At 44.0% G+C, this 15,509-nt stretch carries 15 protein-coding genes and 1 pseudogene; 10 read left to right on the top strand and 6 right to left on the bottom strand.

All coding sequences use genetic code 11. The annotated features are described in order from the left end of the window. Positions 1-105: 105 nt before the first annotated feature. From AHMF7616_RS25145 to AHMF7616_RS25130, 4 genes are all read right to left on the bottom strand, one after another. Positions 106-1,038: a bifunctional metallophosphatase/5'-nucleotidase gene (locus AHMF7616_RS25145; protein ID WP_115375395.1), complete on the bottom strand. Its 933-nt coding sequence runs from the start codon at positions 1,036-1,038 to the stop codon at positions 106-108. Positions 1,039-1,286: 248 nt separating this feature from the next. Further along, the gene (locus tag AHMF7616_RS25140; protein ID WP_115375394.1) at positions 1,287-2,045 is read right to left on the bottom strand and encodes a 5'-nucleotidase C-terminal domain-containing protein; all 759 of its coding nucleotides are present in this window, start codon (positions 2,043-2,045) and stop codon (positions 1,287-1,289) included. A 180-nt stretch (positions 2,046-2,225) separates the two neighbouring features. Next, the gene (locus tag AHMF7616_RS25135; protein WP_115373737.1) at positions 2,226-3,014 is read right to left on the bottom strand and encodes an IS5 family transposase; all 789 of its coding nucleotides are present in this window, start codon (positions 3,012-3,014) and stop codon (positions 2,226-2,228) included. A 122-nt stretch (positions 3,015-3,136) separates the two neighbouring features. Further along, positions 3,137-3,874 (bottom strand): DUF72 domain-containing protein, encoded by a 738-nt coding sequence (locus AHMF7616_RS25130; RefSeq protein ID WP_115375393.1) that lies wholly within the window; start codon positions 3,872-3,874, stop codon positions 3,137-3,139. A gap of 634 nt (positions 3,875-4,508) precedes the next feature. Between AHMF7616_RS25130 and AHMF7616_RS25125 the strand changes: the two genes are divergently transcribed. Beyond that, positions 4,509-4,880 carry a hypothetical protein gene (locus tag AHMF7616_RS25125; protein WP_115375392.1) on the top strand — a complete coding sequence of 124 codons (372 nt, stop codon included), beginning with the start codon at positions 4,509-4,511 and terminating at the stop codon, positions 4,878-4,880. A gap of 208 nt (positions 4,881-5,088) precedes the next feature. Beyond that, entirely contained in the window at positions 5,089-6,924 is a 1,836-nt protein-coding gene (locus AHMF7616_RS25120; RefSeq protein WP_115375391.1) for a methylmalonyl-CoA mutase family protein, read from the top strand. 26 nt (positions 6,925-6,950) lie between these two features. On the opposite strand, the gene AHMF7616_RS25115 is transcribed toward AHMF7616_RS25120, so the two are convergent. Further along, entirely contained in the window at positions 6,951-7,163 is a 213-nt protein-coding gene (locus tag AHMF7616_RS25115; RefSeq protein WP_147275790.1) for a hypothetical protein, read from the bottom strand. Between the two features lie 417 nt (positions 7,164-7,580). On the opposite strand from AHMF7616_RS25115, the pseudogene scpA reads away from it, so the two are divergent. From scpA to AHMF7616_RS25090, 5 genes and pseudogenes are all read left to right on the top strand, one after another. Next, positions 7,581-9,745 (top strand): annotated as a pseudogene (gene scpA / locus AHMF7616_RS25110) (methylmalonyl-CoA mutase). Continuing rightward, the gene (locus tag AHMF7616_RS25105) at positions 9,738-11,051 is read left to right on the top strand and encodes a PAS domain-containing protein (RefSeq protein ID WP_115375389.1); all 1,314 of its coding nucleotides are present in this window, start codon (positions 9,738-9,740) and stop codon (positions 11,049-11,051) included. Before scpA ends, AHMF7616_RS25105 begins: the two are co-directional and overlap by 8 nt. Before the next feature lie 9 nt (positions 11,052-11,060). Beyond that, positions 11,061-11,417: a histidine kinase gene (locus AHMF7616_RS25100; protein ID WP_115375388.1), complete on the top strand. Its 357-nt coding sequence runs from the start codon at positions 11,061-11,063 to the stop codon at positions 11,415-11,417. A 137-nt stretch (positions 11,418-11,554) separates the two neighbouring features. Then, complete coding sequence (gene parS / locus AHMF7616_RS25095) at positions 11,555-11,971, top strand: type II RES/Xre toxin-antitoxin system antitoxin (RefSeq protein ID WP_115375387.1); 417 nt, start codon at positions 11,555-11,557, stop codon at positions 11,969-11,971. An 11-nt stretch (positions 11,972-11,982) separates the two neighbouring features. Continuing rightward, positions 11,983-12,474 carry an RES family NAD+ phosphorylase gene (locus AHMF7616_RS25090; protein WP_115375386.1) on the top strand — a complete coding sequence of 164 codons (492 nt, stop codon included), beginning with the start codon at positions 11,983-11,985 and terminating at the stop codon, positions 12,472-12,474. A gap of 157 nt (positions 12,475-12,631) precedes the next feature. Here AHMF7616_RS25090 and AHMF7616_RS25085 read toward each other — a convergent pair whose 3' ends face one another. Further along, positions 12,632-13,315 carry a hypothetical protein gene (locus AHMF7616_RS25085; RefSeq protein ID WP_115375385.1) on the bottom strand — a complete coding sequence of 228 codons (684 nt, stop codon included), beginning with the start codon at positions 13,313-13,315 and terminating at the stop codon, positions 12,632-12,634. 475 nt (positions 13,316-13,790) lie between these two features. Here AHMF7616_RS25085 and AHMF7616_RS25075 point away from each other — a divergent pair, with 475 nt between their 5' ends. The 3 genes from AHMF7616_RS25075 (at position 13,791) to AHMF7616_RS25065 (ending at position 15,481) form a co-directional block, all read left to right on the top strand. Further along, on the top strand, positions 13,791-14,168 hold the full coding sequence (locus AHMF7616_RS25075; RefSeq protein ID WP_115375383.1) for a PH domain-containing protein: 378 nt from the start codon (positions 13,791-13,793) through the stop codon (positions 14,166-14,168). Positions 14,169-14,209: 41 nt separating this feature from the next. Next, positions 14,210-14,764: a GNAT family N-acetyltransferase gene (locus AHMF7616_RS25070; protein WP_115375382.1), complete on the top strand. Its 555-nt coding sequence runs from the start codon at positions 14,210-14,212 to the stop codon at positions 14,762-14,764. 117 nt (positions 14,765-14,881) lie between these two features. Next, positions 14,882-15,481: a TetR/AcrR family transcriptional regulator gene (locus AHMF7616_RS25065; protein WP_115375381.1), complete on the top strand. Its 600-nt coding sequence runs from the start codon at positions 14,882-14,884 to the stop codon at positions 15,479-15,481. Positions 15,482-15,509 lie beyond the last annotated feature (28 nt).

Genomic DNA, 15,509 nt, shown 5'->3' with positions numbered 1-15,509 from the left:
GAAAGTCACTACTTATTAAGTTATTATCCTACAATTTACCGGCACCCAACAAATTTTTGAGGGCTACAAAAATCTAAAAAAAAAAGGTAACAAAAAATTATTTATTTATGAACTTATTACAGTCTTACCGATGGGTAATACCGCCGCCGCCACATTAATTTTTTGTTTGCTTTTTTTACTAAAAGTAAAATCCATTCGCCCCAGGTTTATGCCGGCCCAACCTACTTGATTGATCAGCGTTTCGTGCCCGTTGGTACGGTTTATTTTTTCGGGGGCCTCCATAAAGGTATGGGTGTGCCCACCCAAAATTAAATCAATACCCGGTACTTGCTGCGCTAATTTGCGATCGTCAATTTTGGCGTTTTCGTACTTATAACCCAAGTGCGATAAGCAAATAACTAAATTACAATTTTCTTTTTCGCGGAGCTGTTTCACCATATCAGCGGCCCGCTGCCCGGGGTCGAGGTAAACAGTAGCCCCATAATTTTTTTTATCAACTAATCCCGCCAGTTCAATGCCTAAGCCAAAAACCCCGATTTTAATTCCTTCTTTTTCAAAAACTTGGTAAGGTTGAAATTGATTTTTTAAAATAGTGTTGCTGAAATCGTAATTAGCCGACAAAAAAGAGAACCCGGCGTTTGGTAACTGGCGCTGCAAACCTGCTAGGCCGTTATCAAAATCATGGTTGCCAAAAGTAGTGGCATCGTAGCGCATCTGGGTCATAAGTTTGTACTCCAGCTCGCCCCCAAAAAAGTTAAAATACGGCGTTCCCTGAAAAATATCGCCCGAATCCAGCAACAGCACGTTTTTCTCTTGCTGCCGGATCTGGTTAATTAAAGTTGCCCGCCGCGCCATGCCGCCTAAACCGCCGTTGGTTCGTCCATCGTTCGGAAACGGATCGATGCGCGAGTGCATATCGTTGGTGTGCAGAATTGTTAGATTAACGGTACCACCGGCCCAAACCTCATTGGGCCACGCTAATAAACTGGTTGCCGCTGCACTTACCGCCGTTTTTTTTAAAAATTCCCGTCTGTTCATTCTCGCGAGGTTGTTATAAAATAGTTATTCGTTATCTATTGTTCGATTCAAAACATTTTAATTAAACCTAGTTAAATCTTATTATTTCAACAACTTACTTTTACAGGTAATCTATTTCGTTAGTCCGGAGATTATATTTTTATCCTTCATGATCCGTTTCAATCTGCTAAGACGGACGCCCGTAGTGTATTTAAAAAATCAACTTTCCAACCTTCCAACTTTAAAACCTTCCAACCTGTAACCTGCAACTATAAAATTTTCACCCGGCCTTCCACGCGGGCTTCAACGGGTTTGCCTTGCGCGGTTAGTTGCTGAATGTGTTTAATAATGGCATCGCGCAGCAGAATACCAACTGTTTCGGTTTTTATCGCTTCTTTTAAAAAACTCAGGTTATCGCCGCCGTTGGCTAAGTAATCCGAGATAGCTAAGGTATAAGTTTGTTGTTTATCATAAGGTTTACCCCCAATTAAAATGTTGGTAGCCTGATCGTTTTGAATCGTAAAGGAAGCGTTGGAAAGCGCTAATATTTTTTTGCTAGCCCCAAACTGAAACAATTTTTCGACGGTAGCGCCGGATAAAGTAAGTACCAGCAATTCGTTTTCGAAAGGCATGAGTTCAAAAACATCGCCTACCGTAATGTTGCCCTGCGGAATAATATACCGCAAACCTCCCCGCGTCATCAGTCCCATATCAATGGGCCGGCCGAGTAAAGCCGCGGCCTGGTTGCGTTGCAGATCAGCCACAAAATTACCTAATGGCGATTCAATAACATCGGCTTTTAATTCGGCGGGAGCTTGACCAATTACTTCGCTCATGCGCTGTTCTACTTTTTGCCGGTACGGTGCAATGGCGGCTTCGGCGGTTACATCAGCGGCCACGGCGGTGTTAACCGGTAATCGGGCTTCCGGCCGTAACTGGGCAGCTGGTTGCCACGTACGTTGGCACGCTAAAAGTAAAAAAACAAGCGAAAGGCTTTGAAAATAAGGCCGCCAGCGAAAAGAACGCATTGGTAAAAAATTAAAAGTAAGGCAGGTAAGATACAGTTTTGCTTTTCCGAAAACAAGCTAAGCTGGGTTAAAACTCGGACCAGCAGGTTCGTGCTCCGGATTAAATTATGGAAAAGGGTCAGGACCAAAGTCTTTAAAACGTTGATAGACTGAAAATTGAATAAGAGTATGTTTAAAAATTTAGTTAGGTACTCTTGCCAAAAGCATATCAATAAAAGCCAGCTGCAGAAAGCAGAGGGAAGAAGCGGTAGTTTTCTCATAATCCTTGCTCAAACGGCGAAAGAAGTTTAACCAAGCGAAACTTCTTTCTACCTGCCATCTGCCTTTCTGGGGCACAAATCCCCTTTGACTTTCCGGCTTTTGCGTGATCTCTACTGACCACTCATAAAGCTGGGCACAGTCTTTAAAGTAGCCGCTATAAGCTTGGTCAGCTCGAATCAAGGTGAGCCGATTAGAAGCTTGCTCCAGCTGCCAGAGCAGTTCCACCCCTGCTTGCCCATCGTGCTCTTGGGCCGAAGAAACATGTAGGGCCAGCGGTAAGCCCAACGTGTCCACGGCTAGATGCCGTTTGCGCCCATTCACGTTTTTACCGCCATCTATCCCTGTTTCCAGGGAAATAAAACTGGCTTTCTTCACGCTCTGACTATCCACGGCCACGGCCGAGGCTTGCTCCTCTCGTTTTTGCCTTTGGCGCTCCTTTCTCACCAAGGCGGTTAACACTTGGGCCCAAGTACCATCGGCTTGCCACTTGCGAAAGTAGTAATACACTACTGGCCAGGGCGGATAAGCTCCTTCCAAGTTCCGCCATTGCAGGCCAGTACGGGTAATCCGTAGAATGGCTTGCACTACCTCCAACAAATTATGTTTACGTTTCCGGCCATTGTCAATAATTTCTTTTATAACTTGCCTTTGGGCAGTAGTCAACGCACAGAAGTGCTGACGGGTAAACTTTAGTTTCTTCTTCGGCATCGTAACTCGGATTTAGACACCCTTTGTTACTCGACTACTGCCTTTTTTGATTTTATAATTCTGTTAAATTCCCCTTCCCTAATTTTTAAACATATTCTTAGCCAGTACTTTTTTTTAAAAATTTACATATTAGCCAGTAAAGTTTGCAGGCTTTTGGCATTGGTGATGGCGCTGCCCATAATCGTGTTATTGAAAAACACCCAGACTTCTTTGCCATCGAGCAGCCAATCGTTAATCATGTAGGCATAGCGTTCCAGTTTTTCGTCGGAGTATAACGACGAATACAGGCGTTCGTCGCCGTGTAAACGCAGGTAAACAGTTTCGGTGGTAGTAGTTTCTAAACTCGGGAAACGCTTGCCGGCGCTGGCAATCACAAATGTTATTTCGTAATCGCGCAGCAAATCTAACGACTCGTCGGTGAACCAGGAAACGTGGCGGGCTTCCAGCGCAAATTTTACCTGCGGATAGTGCTGCCGGAGCAAGCGATAAAAGCTTTCGGCAGTAGGTCGATCGAACCGGAAACTGGCAGCAATCTGGATGAGAATAACACCTAAGCGTTCGCCCATGAGTACGTAGCGGCTCATAAACTTAAGTAATAGTTCTTCGCTGTCGTCGAATTTGCGTTTGTGAGTTATTTCCTGGTTTAGTTTCGCGCTGAATTTAAATTTCGGGGGCGTTTGCTCCAACCATTTCTGGATGGTTTTTTCCATGGTAAAATGGTAAAAGCTGCTGTTTATTTCGGTGCAGTTAAAGTGCTGGGCGAAGTAATTTAAATAATCTGCCGATTTCAGGTCTTCGGGATAAAACAATCCTTTCCAGCGATAAGACCAGCCCGAAGTGCCGATGTGTAAATTAGCCATTAATGATTATGCGTTTAGTTATAGTAGTTTATTTTCTCTGGGAAATGTGCCTTTATAAGACATAAAAGGCCAAAGAGCAGACCCAAGCCGCTCTCTTAAAATTTATTTCGGGAGTCGCTTGGTTTACAGGTAACAAACCAGTACGTAATTTTTGGGGTACCGAATAAGATTTTAGCCACTATTCTTGCTTAACCCCAAAATGAAGAGATAGAAACCAGAAAAAGTTGCTTATGCTAATTCATGGCGAGCAGCGGCCATAAAATATTCGGGTAGCAATACAAATAATTAAAAAATTTAAAAAAATTGCTCGTTTAGAGATTTTCCCAATGCATATGTACCAAAATGAAAGCAGCTTTTACAGAGCACATTAACCAGAAAACGCCCGGAAAAACTAACTTAAAAAACTTTCTGGGAAGATTCGCATAAAAAAAAGTACCCTTTTCCTTTTAAACTATCCGTATTTTTCTCGTATACTTACCTGATTCTACTTTTTAATGGTAATGCCTAGGCAGACCTTTTAAATACGGTTAACCTGGTTTTATTATTTTTTGTACGCCGAGCTCTAAATTACACCACCTTACCCAACCAACCATTAAAGCAAAAAAGTATGTAAACAAGCAACAACAACCGCCTTATGCAACCTAATTCGGAAGAATTTCTTCAGTGTCTGTTAAAGCAGAATTACGCTATTCTGGAGCAGTACAGCAGCGAGATAGAAGAATCCCGCGTGGAGGAAGAAAGAGTAGAAGAAATTCTGGTGCAGGTAAAAAACATAGCGGTGAGCTCTATGCGCTGGTTACTTGATTTAATACCTCACAACAGCGATCCCATGCAGTCGGAATGCCTGGAATCTTCGCTCAATTACCTGCAATACGCCTTAGTGGAAACAAAAGCACCTACTCCCAGTCGGCGCAAAGTTCTGAAACAGGTACTGTACCATTCTAAAATGGCCTTATTAAGTTTTTATGGATGGTGGCAATTAGTCTCACCCGATTCACTCTTATAGGTTATAAAGTAACTGTAACAAATTTTTTAAATTTAGACGTGGCCGCTCCTTTAAAAAGTAACTTTTTTAAATTTCAACTTATTAGATAAAGGTATTTTATTTTTCCAGCACCCTCTTCGCAGGTAATGCATCCGCGGTGGCGTAAACTTTGCCGAGCCATTTATGTTAGATAGAATGTACCTTTACTCAGTCAACAAATTTGGACGCCATGCCTGAATTACCCGAGCCAGCTGCTTTGTTCCCGGAATTTAAAGCAAGTACTGCCGCCGATTGGATCGCAAAAGTACGCCAGGATTTAAATGGCGAAAACCCGGACCAATTACTTTGGCATTCGCCGGCAGGCATTACGGTTAAGCCTTGTTACCATCCTGAAGATGCAGCTAATCAGCCCTGGACGTTCGCTACTCCGGGTCAGTTTCCTTTCGTACGGGGGAACAAAACAAAATCTAACCATTGGGAGCTTATTCAAACTATTGCGGTTGGCCAGGATACCGCTGCTGCTGTTGATAAAGGCGTTCAAGCTTTAGCTGAAGGAGCCGATGGATTACATTTTGTTATACAGCAAGCCAAATTATTCGACTTTGCTTACTTGGTCCAAAAAATAGATTATGCCCGCGTGGCGGTAAGTTTTACCCTAAGCGATCGACCAGCGGCTTTTCTGGCAGCTTATTACCACCAATTGCAAGCATCCGGTGTTGCAGTGGGGCAAGTAAAAGGCTTTGTGCATTATAAGCCCGAGATAGCACACGAAAATTATACTTCAACTTATTTCGATGAATTAGCCGAATTACTACAGCTTACCCAGAATAGCCCGGAGTTACAAAGCCTATCCGTCGATGGCGCTTATTTCGCGGTAAAAGGAGGCAACATTATTCAGGAAATTGCTTTTACCATTAGTGTAGCGGTAGCTTACCTAGATGCTTTAACCGAACGGGGGTTTACGCCCGAAACAGTGGCGCGCCAAATGCAATTTCTGGTAGCCACCGGCACCGATTATTTCTTTGAGATTGCCAAATTACGGGCCATTCAGGTGTTGTGGGCCACTATTGTAACAAGCTACGGCCTAGCACCCGAAGTAGCCGCTCATTTACGTTTGCACAGCCAAACTTCCCGCTGGTACCAAACCACTTTCGATCCGTATACTAATTTACTGCGCACCACCACCGAAACCATGGCGGCGGTAATAGGCGGCTGTCATAGTCTATGCATCGCCTCCTTCGACAGTACTATTCGGCCGGAAAATAATTCTTCGGAGCGTTTAGCGCGCAACATTTCGCTTATTTTAAAAGAAGAAGCGTATTTGCACCAAAGCATTGATCCGGCGGGCGGCTCTTATTACCTCGAAGCCTTAACGCAACAGCTGGCTCAGGAGGCCTGGCAATTATTTCAGAGTACAGAAAGCCAGGGCGGCTTTGTGGCGGCTTGGCAACACCACACGGTACAAGATGCTTTAAACGCCGTAGCTCAGCAAAAATTTAAAAAAATTGCTGCCGGCGAAACGGTTTTGGTAGGCACCAATAAGTTTATCAACTCCCAGGAACAGTTTGATTACAATCCCGAAGAACTGATTCAAAGCAAAAATTTTGACACCAACCGGGGCGCTTATTCTTTAGAGGTAATGCGTTTTGCCGTGGAACTACACTTCCGGAAACGGCGGCAAAGACCCAAGGCGGTAGTAGTTTCTATTGGCGAAACCATTCAGCGGCATATCCATGCTTCTTTCGCGAAAGAGTTTTTTGGGTGCGCCGGTTTCCAAACGGAGGTACAGCAGTTTCATTCCGTGGCGCAAGCCATCGAAGCTTTACAAACAATTTCGGGTCAGGTAATTGTTTTATCTTCTTCTACCGAAGAATACCAATCGTTTGCGCAACAACTGGGCCCCATCTTAAAAAGCCATAAAGATCAGCCGGCAGTTATACTGGCCGCCAACCCGCAACACATGAAAGCCGAACTTAAAGAACAAGGTTTCGACGAGTTTATTTTTCAGGGTTGCGACACGGCGGCCATCGTTAGCCGCATCCAGGAGAAACTACAAAAAGAGTAACCTGTTCGGAACGTTAATTTTTTCGATTATAAAGGATAACCCGATTTTTCGACAAAAGAGGCAATTTTAGTCATGGCCGCTTTAGCCACGATGGGTTTTTCCGGTACAGCGGGCTCAACTATCATAGTTTGCGGCACGAGAGGCTCCGGGTAAGAAAAATTTTTAAAAGAATCTGCCAACGCTACCGAAAAGTAAATATATCCGGCAATTAACGACACCATAAATTTCATGATCTTCATTTTTAAATAAATCTCCCTTAACCTGATCCAAGGCTGGCGCTAACATCATTAAAGCACTAGCTATCAATAATTTAAACTTGCATTAGAAGTAAAGAAGTGTCCGGTTTTAAAACAGGCTGTTCACAGATGAAACACTTTTACAAAGAATTTCTATTATAAATTTATATAACACAGCAGCGCCGCAACCGGCAGGTATACTTATGCAGCATGTTGGGTACCTCCTACCAATAAAATCCTGTTAATGTGATACGTTACAGCAAATAAACTAACGTTAAAGCCATACTGGTACGGCCAGCATACGTATTGGCAAACACTTTTACTTAATTGTCGTTTGTTTACCGAAATTTACTTAACTGACTTTTAACCATTACGGATAAAAGCGGTAAAATTCTTACCTTACATTCCTAATAACTGAACGTGAAGCCTGATTTTTTAAAAATTTCTTTAGCTACTACCGCTATTCCAGCCGCTTCTGGTCAGTTGCCGGACACCACCTGGAAAACGGCCGAGCAGATACCTTTGCGGCATTTTTATACCGCTAGCGATATGCCGGCCCTGGAACACCTAAATTTTACGGCCGGCCTCCCGCCCTACTTACGCGGTCCGTACGCGACCATGTACGTACGCAACCCCTGGACTATCCGGCAATACGCGGGTTTTTCTACCGCCGAAGAAAGCAACGCCTTTTACCGCCGCAACCTGGCCGGCGGCCAAAAAGGTTTATCGGTAGCGTTCGATTTAGCTACCCACCGAGGCTATGACTCCGACCATCCCCGGGTAGAGGGTGATGTAGGTAAAGCCGGGGTAGCGATTGATTCGGTGTTGGATATGAAAATGCTTTTCGACCAGATTCCGCTGGACCAGATGAGCGTTTCGATGACCATGAACGGGGCCGTTTTGCCCATTATGGCTTTTTACATCGTGGCCGCCGAAGAACAAGGCGTAAAACCAGAGCAGTTAAGTGGGACTATCCAGAATGATATTCTGAAAGAATTTATGGTGCGCAACACCTATATTTATCCGCCCGAACCCAGTATGCGCCTGATTGCCGATATTTTTGCCTACACCGCGCAACACATGCCTAAGTTCAACTCTATCAGCATTAGCGGGTACCACATGCACGAAGCTGGGGCCACCGCGGCTCAGGAACTGGCTTACACCCTCGCCGATGGTTTGGAATACGTGCGTACGGGTTTAAACGCCGGTTTAAATATTGATCAGTTTGCGCCGCGTGTATCGTTTTTTTGGGCCATCGGCATGAATCATTTTACTGAAATTGCCAAGCTGCGGGCGGGCCGTTTATTATGGGCCAAACTGATGCAGCCATTTCATCCCAAAAATGAAAAATCACTGATGTTGCGCACGCATTGCCAAACCTCGGGCTGGAGTTTAACCGAGCAAGATCCGTTTAATAATGTAGCCCGCACCACCGTAGAAGCTTTAGCGGCGGTGCTCGGCGGCACGCAAAGCTTGCACACCAACGCTCTCGACGAAGCCATCGCGCTACCCACCGATTTTTCGGCCCGGATTGCCCGCAATACGCAGTTGTATTTGCAACACGAAACCAATATTACCAAAGTAGTAGACCCTTGGGGCGGCTCTTATTACGTAGAAATGCTCACCCACCAACTCGTAAACAAAGCCTGGGAACTGATAACCGAAGTAGAAGAGCTGGGCGGCATGGCGAAAGCCATTGCTACTGGTTTACCTAAAATGCGGATTGAAGAAGCCGCGGCCCGCCGCCAGGCTCGCATCGACTCCGGCAAAGACGTGATTGTGGGCGTAAACAAATACCGCCCGGAAAAAGCTGACCAGCCTCTAGAGGTGCGGGATATTGATAATACCGCCGTACGCGAAGCGCAAGTAAAACGCTTAACTCAACTCAAAGCCGAACGGGATACGGCTGCGGTAGACTCTGCTTTAAACGCCCTAACGCAGGCAGCCAACTCCCCTCTCCACCGGGGAGGGGCCGGGGGTGGGGCAAATTTGTTAGAATTAGCGGTAGAGGCGGCGCGTAAACGGGCTACTTTAGGCGAAATATCCAGCGCTTTAGAAAAAATTTACGGACGACACAAAGCAGTGATCAGAGCTATCTCGGGCATTTATTCCGCCGAACTTTCGGATGATGAAAATTTTAAAAAAGCAAAAGAATTAGCTGATTATTTTGCTACTTTAGAAGGCCGCCGCCCCCGGATAATAGTGGCTAAAATGGGCCAGGACGGGCACGACCGGGGCTCTAAAGTTATTGCTACTTCTTTCGCCGATTTAGGCTTTGATGTAGATATTGCGCCGCTTTTTCAAACCCCGGCCGAGGTGGCCCGCCAGGCCGCCGAAAACGACGTGCACGTGGTGGGCGTGAGCAGTTTAGCTGCTGGCCACAAAACGCTAATTCCGCAATTAATTGCCGAGCTAAAAGCTTTAGACCGCGGCGATATTCTGGTAATTGCCGGGGGGTGATCCCGGCGCAGGATTACCAATTCTTAACCGATGCCGGCGTAGCGGGTATATTTGGCCCGGGTACGGTTATCAGTGTGGCGGCGCAGCAAATTTTAAATACCTTAATTCAAGAACTAAATGCCTGATAGTTTAAACGTAGATTTACACGAACTGTTCGTAAACATCCCGGAAGCCTTAGTGGCAATTGCTCCCGATTATACGGTACTGGCTGCCACTAATAAATATTTAAGCTTGGTTTTGCGCACCCGCGAAGAGCTAATTGGTAAAAATCTGCTCGCAACTTTTCCAGATAACCCCAGTGATGTCGATTCCAAAAACGGATCACTGGTGCACCAATCCATTGACCAGAGTTTCCGGGAAAAAAAAGTAATTTATTTTGATGTGCTCCGCTACGATATTGCCCGGCCCGAAGCCGATGGAGGTGGTTTTGAAACCCGGTACTGGGAAGCTTCGCACACACCGGTTTTCGACCACAACAACGAGGTAAAATACATTATTCGCCGCACCAGTAATGTTACGGCGCGCGAACTAGCGAAGCTGGCGCAGCAAGAAACCGAGAATAAATTTAAATTTATGACCGATACCGTGCCGCAACTCATTCACATGGCCGATACCCAGGGCAATGTTACTTATGTAAATCAACGCTGGCTCGATTACACCGGTTTACCAGAAGCCGAATTACTGGACAAAGGCTGGCGCAACACGTTTCACCCGGATGATTTAGCCGCTGTGGATAAAAAAATGCAAGGTGCCTTACCCACCAATCAGGAATTTCAGGCGGAAGTACGTATTCGGAATAAAGCCGGTAATTACCGGTGGCACGTGGTTAAAAGCTTACCGCTTATTAATTTAGAAGGCAAGGTACAGGCCCGGGTAGGGAGCAACACCGATATTCATGATACCAAATTAATGGTACAGGAACTCTTGGCTAGCAATGAGCAAATGGTCCTTCTATCCGATCAGGTGCAACTGGCTTTCCAGAAAGCCGAAGCCGAACGGGCTACCCTGGAACGTTTGATTATGCGGGCGCCCGGTTTGTTTTGCATTTTAAAAGGCCCGGAGCATCGCTTCGAATTAATCAACCCGGCGTATCAGAAATTATATCCCGGCCGGGAACTGTTGCACAAAACCGTAGCCGAAGCCTTACCGGAGATTGTAGAACAAGGCTTTTTAAAGGTACTGGATACGGTTTACCAAACCGGACAAGACTATGTAGCCGAAGAAGTGCCTTTTAGAATAGGTTACCCCATTGCTCCATCGCAGGAACCTATTTATTTTAATTTTACTTACCAAGCCATTTTTAACGAAGCCGAAGTAGTTACCGGTATTCTGGCTTTTGGCTACGATGTAACACCCCGCGTTCTTTATAAACAAAAGTTAAAAGAACTGGGCTATGAGGCCAGCAATATTAGCCCAGTAAATAATGCTTAATCAACCCGCATGAATTTAGCTGAAATCGATTTTCAACAGCTACGCATTAAACATATTCTCTATAAATCTAAAGTACGTTCCGTACTTTATGTAAATGGCGGGGAGTACGATGCTTCTTTGTTTTCGGCTAACAGTCCGGTAAATACCTGGTTTAATGATATTGGTTTAAAAAAGTACCGCCAAGAGCCGGGCTTACTTACTCTTTTGGCTTTGCAGCAGGAAATGGATACTACCGCCCGCCAATTATTTAATTTGTACAAAGCCGGGAAAATAGATCTGGCCCAGCAAGGCTTGAGTACCATTGAAGAAAAGTCTGAAAAATTTGTAACACTGGTTTCGCAGTTAGAGAAAAGTCTGAAAGAATAAGCAGCCGTATTTTTTTAAATTTTAGTTAAGCTCTCCTCGTTTTAAAGTTAAGCAACCAGAAGCTTTTTATTTTTACGGAAATTTCCGGCATTACCTCGGAAATTTCCGTATATTTACTTAATCAAAGACAATACCTAATGAACGCTCCCCTAGCAACAGTTGCTGATTTATATGTAGTGCAGGACGACTTAGCCTTAGTGGGGAAAGCGCAGGAAGGCATAGAAGCCTGGTACTTCGAAAACTTACTCAAACATTCCGGTTTCCGGAAAAATGATTTGGCGAACCTAGTAGGGATAGATCCAAAAACCGTAGATAATTACCGAAAATCGCAGAAAAAATTTACACGCGACGCTGCCGAAAAACTCCTGAAACTCCACCGTTTGTTTGCCCTGGGCGATGATTTATTTGGCTCTACTGCCGAGTTTACGGATTGGTTGGCCATTTCTTCGCCGGGCTTAAATAACCAAACTCCGCTATCGCTGCTTCACTCCGTGTCGGGCATTATGGAAGTGGAAAAACAGTTGCTCCGGCTAGCGCACGGTTACGCGGCATAGCCAAAAGGTTAGTGGAAGTTTACCGCATTGTTTTCGAAAAGTTTGCCGACAAATTGTATGCTCCCGGCTTTTCGGGCCGCTGGAACTTCGACGGCGAATTCGTGATTTACGCCGCCGCCAGTCGCTCCTTAGCCTCCATGGAAAACATGGTCCATAAAATGGGACAAGGCATTCTGGGCACCCGGTTCACGGTAATGGTGCTGCACTTTCCTGATTCTACTGCCATTAAAACCATTACCACCCAAAATTTACCCACTAACTGGAAACTGGCCAGCAGTTACGCCGAAACGCAACCCTTGGGTTCGGCCTGGTACCATGCTCAGGAAACTTTATTGTTAAAAGTACCTTCCGCCGTAGTACCCACTGAGTACAATTACGTCATTAACGCGCGCTACCCCGATTTTCCGCAAGTACAAATAAAATCCCGGGAGACCTTTGCCTACGATTACCGCTTTGTGGCGATGGATAAAGAACTGGGCTTAACGAAGAAGGGAAAAATTTAAAAAATAAGGCGCAAACAACTGTAAAATTAAACGCTCCTATCACTCCAACTCGCCGGTTTATAATCCAGAGAACTTGCTTACTGATGGATTATGTTTTGGCAAACGGCTTTTTGGAACGGTTATAATCTAGCTATTTCAATCCGAAACCTGGAGGTTTTTACGCTTGTTCTTGAACCACCGGGTAAGGTTTAGCCAGTAAACTTTTGGTGCGGTAATCGTAAATAAAATGCTGCGATGGTACTTGTTCAAACTCCATCAGGAAAGTAGAATCCAGCTTATTCGAAAAAATTTTATTTAAAGGTATAACATACAAATGCTTGGGAGCCATAGGTTCGCCACCAATACCCAAGGTAATAAAAACCGGAAATCCGCTTTTCTTTTCGAAAGCTTTGTAATCTTTAATTTGCTGATAAGAAGCTATTTCCAGTTCGCTATGGCAAAACTTACTACGCCATTTACATTCTACCGCAAAACCTGCTTGCACTTCGCCCTGCTGAAATTCGTAAATTAAATCCGGCTGTTTGGAAGTTTCCACGTAATCTTCCGGGAGGTAATGTTTTCCGTCCCAATCTTTTAATTTGTAGTTTTTTTTATTAAATTTTTTAACTACGTACTTCTCGAAATCAAAGCCTTTTTTCTTAAAATCATTGGTAAACGTTCGGGTATGGCGGCCTTTTGGCGGCCTACCGTTTTCCCCGAACCCTCGAATTTTGGAGGGGTTACCCACCTGTTCAGGTGTTTTACTTTCAAAAAAAGGATAATCTGTTGTTTCTACCTCCCTGGCAGAAGCAGTTTGCTCTGGTTGGTTAAACTTTTGCTTTTCTGGGGTTGTATTTACCAAACGATTGGTTGAATTATAATTATTTTTTAATCCGATAATGGCACAAAAAATTATTAAAATTATTCCGGTCAGTTTAAAGCATATACCTGGTATGCCTCTCATTATTATTTTTATTATATTATTACAGGCTAATAATGCAAGATTAAGACCAAATATTAAATATATAAAATTAAATATATTAATTATCCTAAATCTGCTGCACCCCGCATGCAATCCTCTTGGTTTACAGTACTTTTAAAAACAATTACCTCCTAAAAAATTTAAATTTTTAATTTGGTTAATGCCATATTTGGGTGTTTCTGCTTGCTACTGGTTCCTTCCAAACAAGGATAGCCAGTACTTACATTTGGTTGATTAGTGAATTACGCAGGTAGTAGAAAATACTTTTAACGGAAATTTTTTTAAATATCTTTTGCATTAAACAAGGGCATTCCCAACCTTTTCTTTAATTTGCTTTCATCTAAATTTAAAAATTATGGGCATATTAGACGGTTTAATGGGCAATGCCAGTGAGGTATCGCTGGAGCAGGTACAAGCCGAGTTTACTCCTTTGTTAGTACCCGGCGAAACTTTGGAAAAAGCTTTTAAAATAGTACGCGACGTACTGGTTTTCACCAGCAAGCGATTAATTGTGGTAGACAAACAAGGCTTAACGGGCTCTAAAGTGGAGTACTTATCTATTCCGTACAAGTCCATTACCCGCTTTTCGAAAGAAAGTGGCGGCATGCTGGATTTAGATGCCGAATTAAATATTTGGGTAACCGGCCAGGCCGAACCCATTAAGAAAGAGTTTCGCAAAGACAATAACATTAACCTGGTGTACCAACTTTTAAGTACGCACATTTTAAAATAAGAACTTTACTACAAGCGGTACCATCCAGAGAACCAATACGTATGGCCAATTTTACTATTTGGGTAGCCAGCCTCCACGACGTGCCCGCCATAGTTAATTTAGCCAACCAATATACCTACCAAAACCTTTCGACTTCCGACCGGGAATCAAGTTTTTTAACCGGTGTATTTTCCGAAACCGCGGTAGGCGCCATGATTTCTTCGGCTCCGAGCATAGTAGCTTATTACCAAAACCATTTAGCGGGCTTTGTACTGAACACCCGGCTAGCACCTGCCGAGTATCCGCCATTGGTGCAGAGGATTATCAAAACCTTGCCTGATCTAACTTTCAGGAATTTACCAGTCGATACATACCCCTATTGCTTTTACGGACCAGTTTTAGTGGCGCAACAATACCGCAGCCAAGGTTTACTGCGGCACCTGTTTTTAAAGGCAACGGAAGCATTAAAATCACGATTTAACTTAGCTTTAGCTTTTATCGATGAGGGCAATGGAACTTCTTACCAAGTTCATGTCCAACATTTAGGTTTTACCCAAGTAGGCAAGCTCACGTTTAACAATCGTTCTTATGCCATTGTGGCGTTTTGGTTGGGCTGATTTTTTAAATTTTTAAGAAGTAAATAAAAGTTTTAAAAAAATAAGCTTGGACCTAAACATAAGCTTGGCGCTAAACATTAGAACTAAACTTTTGTTAACACTGTTAACTATAATAACATGGGAATCGTAGAGCGTAAACAACGGCAAAAAGAAGAAGTTCGGGAAAGTATTCTCCGGGCCGCCTGGACTTTGGTGTTAGCCGAAGGCTGGCAGGCACTTTCTATCCGGAAAATTGCGGATGCTATCGAATACAGTATTCCGGTTATTTACAACCATTTCGAGAACAAAGAAGCGATTCTGCTGGAATTTACAAAAGAGGGATTCCGGTTATTAAATAAACAATTAGAAGCGGCTAAGCAGCACCAAAATACACCCGCTCAGCAATTAGAAGCTATTGCCCAGGCATACTGGAACTTTGCTTTTACCAACAAACAATTTTACCAATTAATGTACGGCTTAGGAATGCCTACTTGCGAAGTCGTGCAACAAATTCCGGAAATGGGTAGCTTCAGCAATACCATGCAGGAAACGATCAAAAACCTGATAGCTTCCAGTAAAAACCCGGCGGCTGATTATTTATTAAAATTTCATACGTTTTGGTCGCTGCTGCACGGCCTGGTTTCTATTAACCTGACTGGCCGCAGCGAAGCACCTGCCAAGTTAAACCAATTGGTATTGCAGGACGCGGTACAAGGTTTCATCCGGAATTTTGATTAAATCTCCCGTATAATTTAGCCAAGTATTT

The sequence above is a fragment of the Adhaeribacter pallidiroseus genome (assembly GCF_003340495.1).
GTDB lineage: Bacteria > Bacteroidota > Bacteroidia > Cytophagales > Hymenobacteraceae > Adhaeribacter > Adhaeribacter pallidiroseus.
This window is presented reverse-complemented; position numbering and strand designations above follow the sequence as displayed.

Bases quoted from the DNA above. Each gene is read 5' to 3' on its own strand.
- AHMF7616_RS25100 (WP_115375388.1), top strand. From the start codon at position 11,061: ATGAATTTAGCTGAAATCGATTTTCAACAGCTACGCATTAAACATATT.
- AHMF7616_RS25065 (WP_115375381.1), top strand. From the start codon at position 14,882: ATGGGAATCGTAGAGCGTAAACAACGGCAAAAAGAAGAAGTTCGGGAA.
- AHMF7616_RS25135 (WP_115373737.1), bottom strand. From the start codon at position 3,014: ATGCCGAAGAAGAAACTAAAGTTTACCCGTCAGCACTTCTGTGCGTTG.
- AHMF7616_RS25120 (WP_115375391.1), top strand. From the start codon at position 5,089: ATGCCTGAATTACCCGAGCCAGCTGCTTTGTTCCCGGAATTTAAAGCA.
- AHMF7616_RS25105 (WP_115375389.1), top strand. From the start codon at position 9,738: ATGCCTGATAGTTTAAACGTAGATTTACACGAACTGTTCGTAAACATC.
- AHMF7616_RS25075 (WP_115375383.1), top strand. From the start codon at position 13,791: ATGGGCATATTAGACGGTTTAATGGGCAATGCCAGTGAGGTATCGCTG.
- parS (WP_115375387.1), top strand. From the start codon at position 11,555: ATGAACGCTCCCCTAGCAACAGTTGCTGATTTATATGTAGTGCAGGAC.
- AHMF7616_RS25145 (WP_115375395.1), bottom strand. From the start codon at position 1,038: ATGAACAGACGGGAATTTTTAAAAAAAACGGCGGTAAGTGCAGCGGCA.
- AHMF7616_RS25115 (WP_147275790.1), bottom strand. From the start codon at position 7,163: ATGAAGATCATGAAATTTATGGTGTCGTTAATTGCCGGATATATTTAC.
- AHMF7616_RS25130 (WP_115375393.1), bottom strand. From the start codon at position 3,874: ATGGCTAATTTACACATCGGCACTTCGGGCTGGTCTTATCGCTGGAAA.
- AHMF7616_RS25140 (WP_115375394.1), bottom strand. From the start codon at position 2,045: ATGCGTTCTTTTCGCTGGCGGCCTTATTTTCAAAGCCTTTCGCTTGTT.
- AHMF7616_RS25125 (WP_115375392.1), top strand. From the start codon at position 4,509: ATGCAACCTAATTCGGAAGAATTTCTTCAGTGTCTGTTAAAGCAGAAT.
- AHMF7616_RS25070 (WP_115375382.1), top strand. From the start codon at position 14,210: ATGGCCAATTTTACTATTTGGGTAGCCAGCCTCCACGACGTGCCCGCC.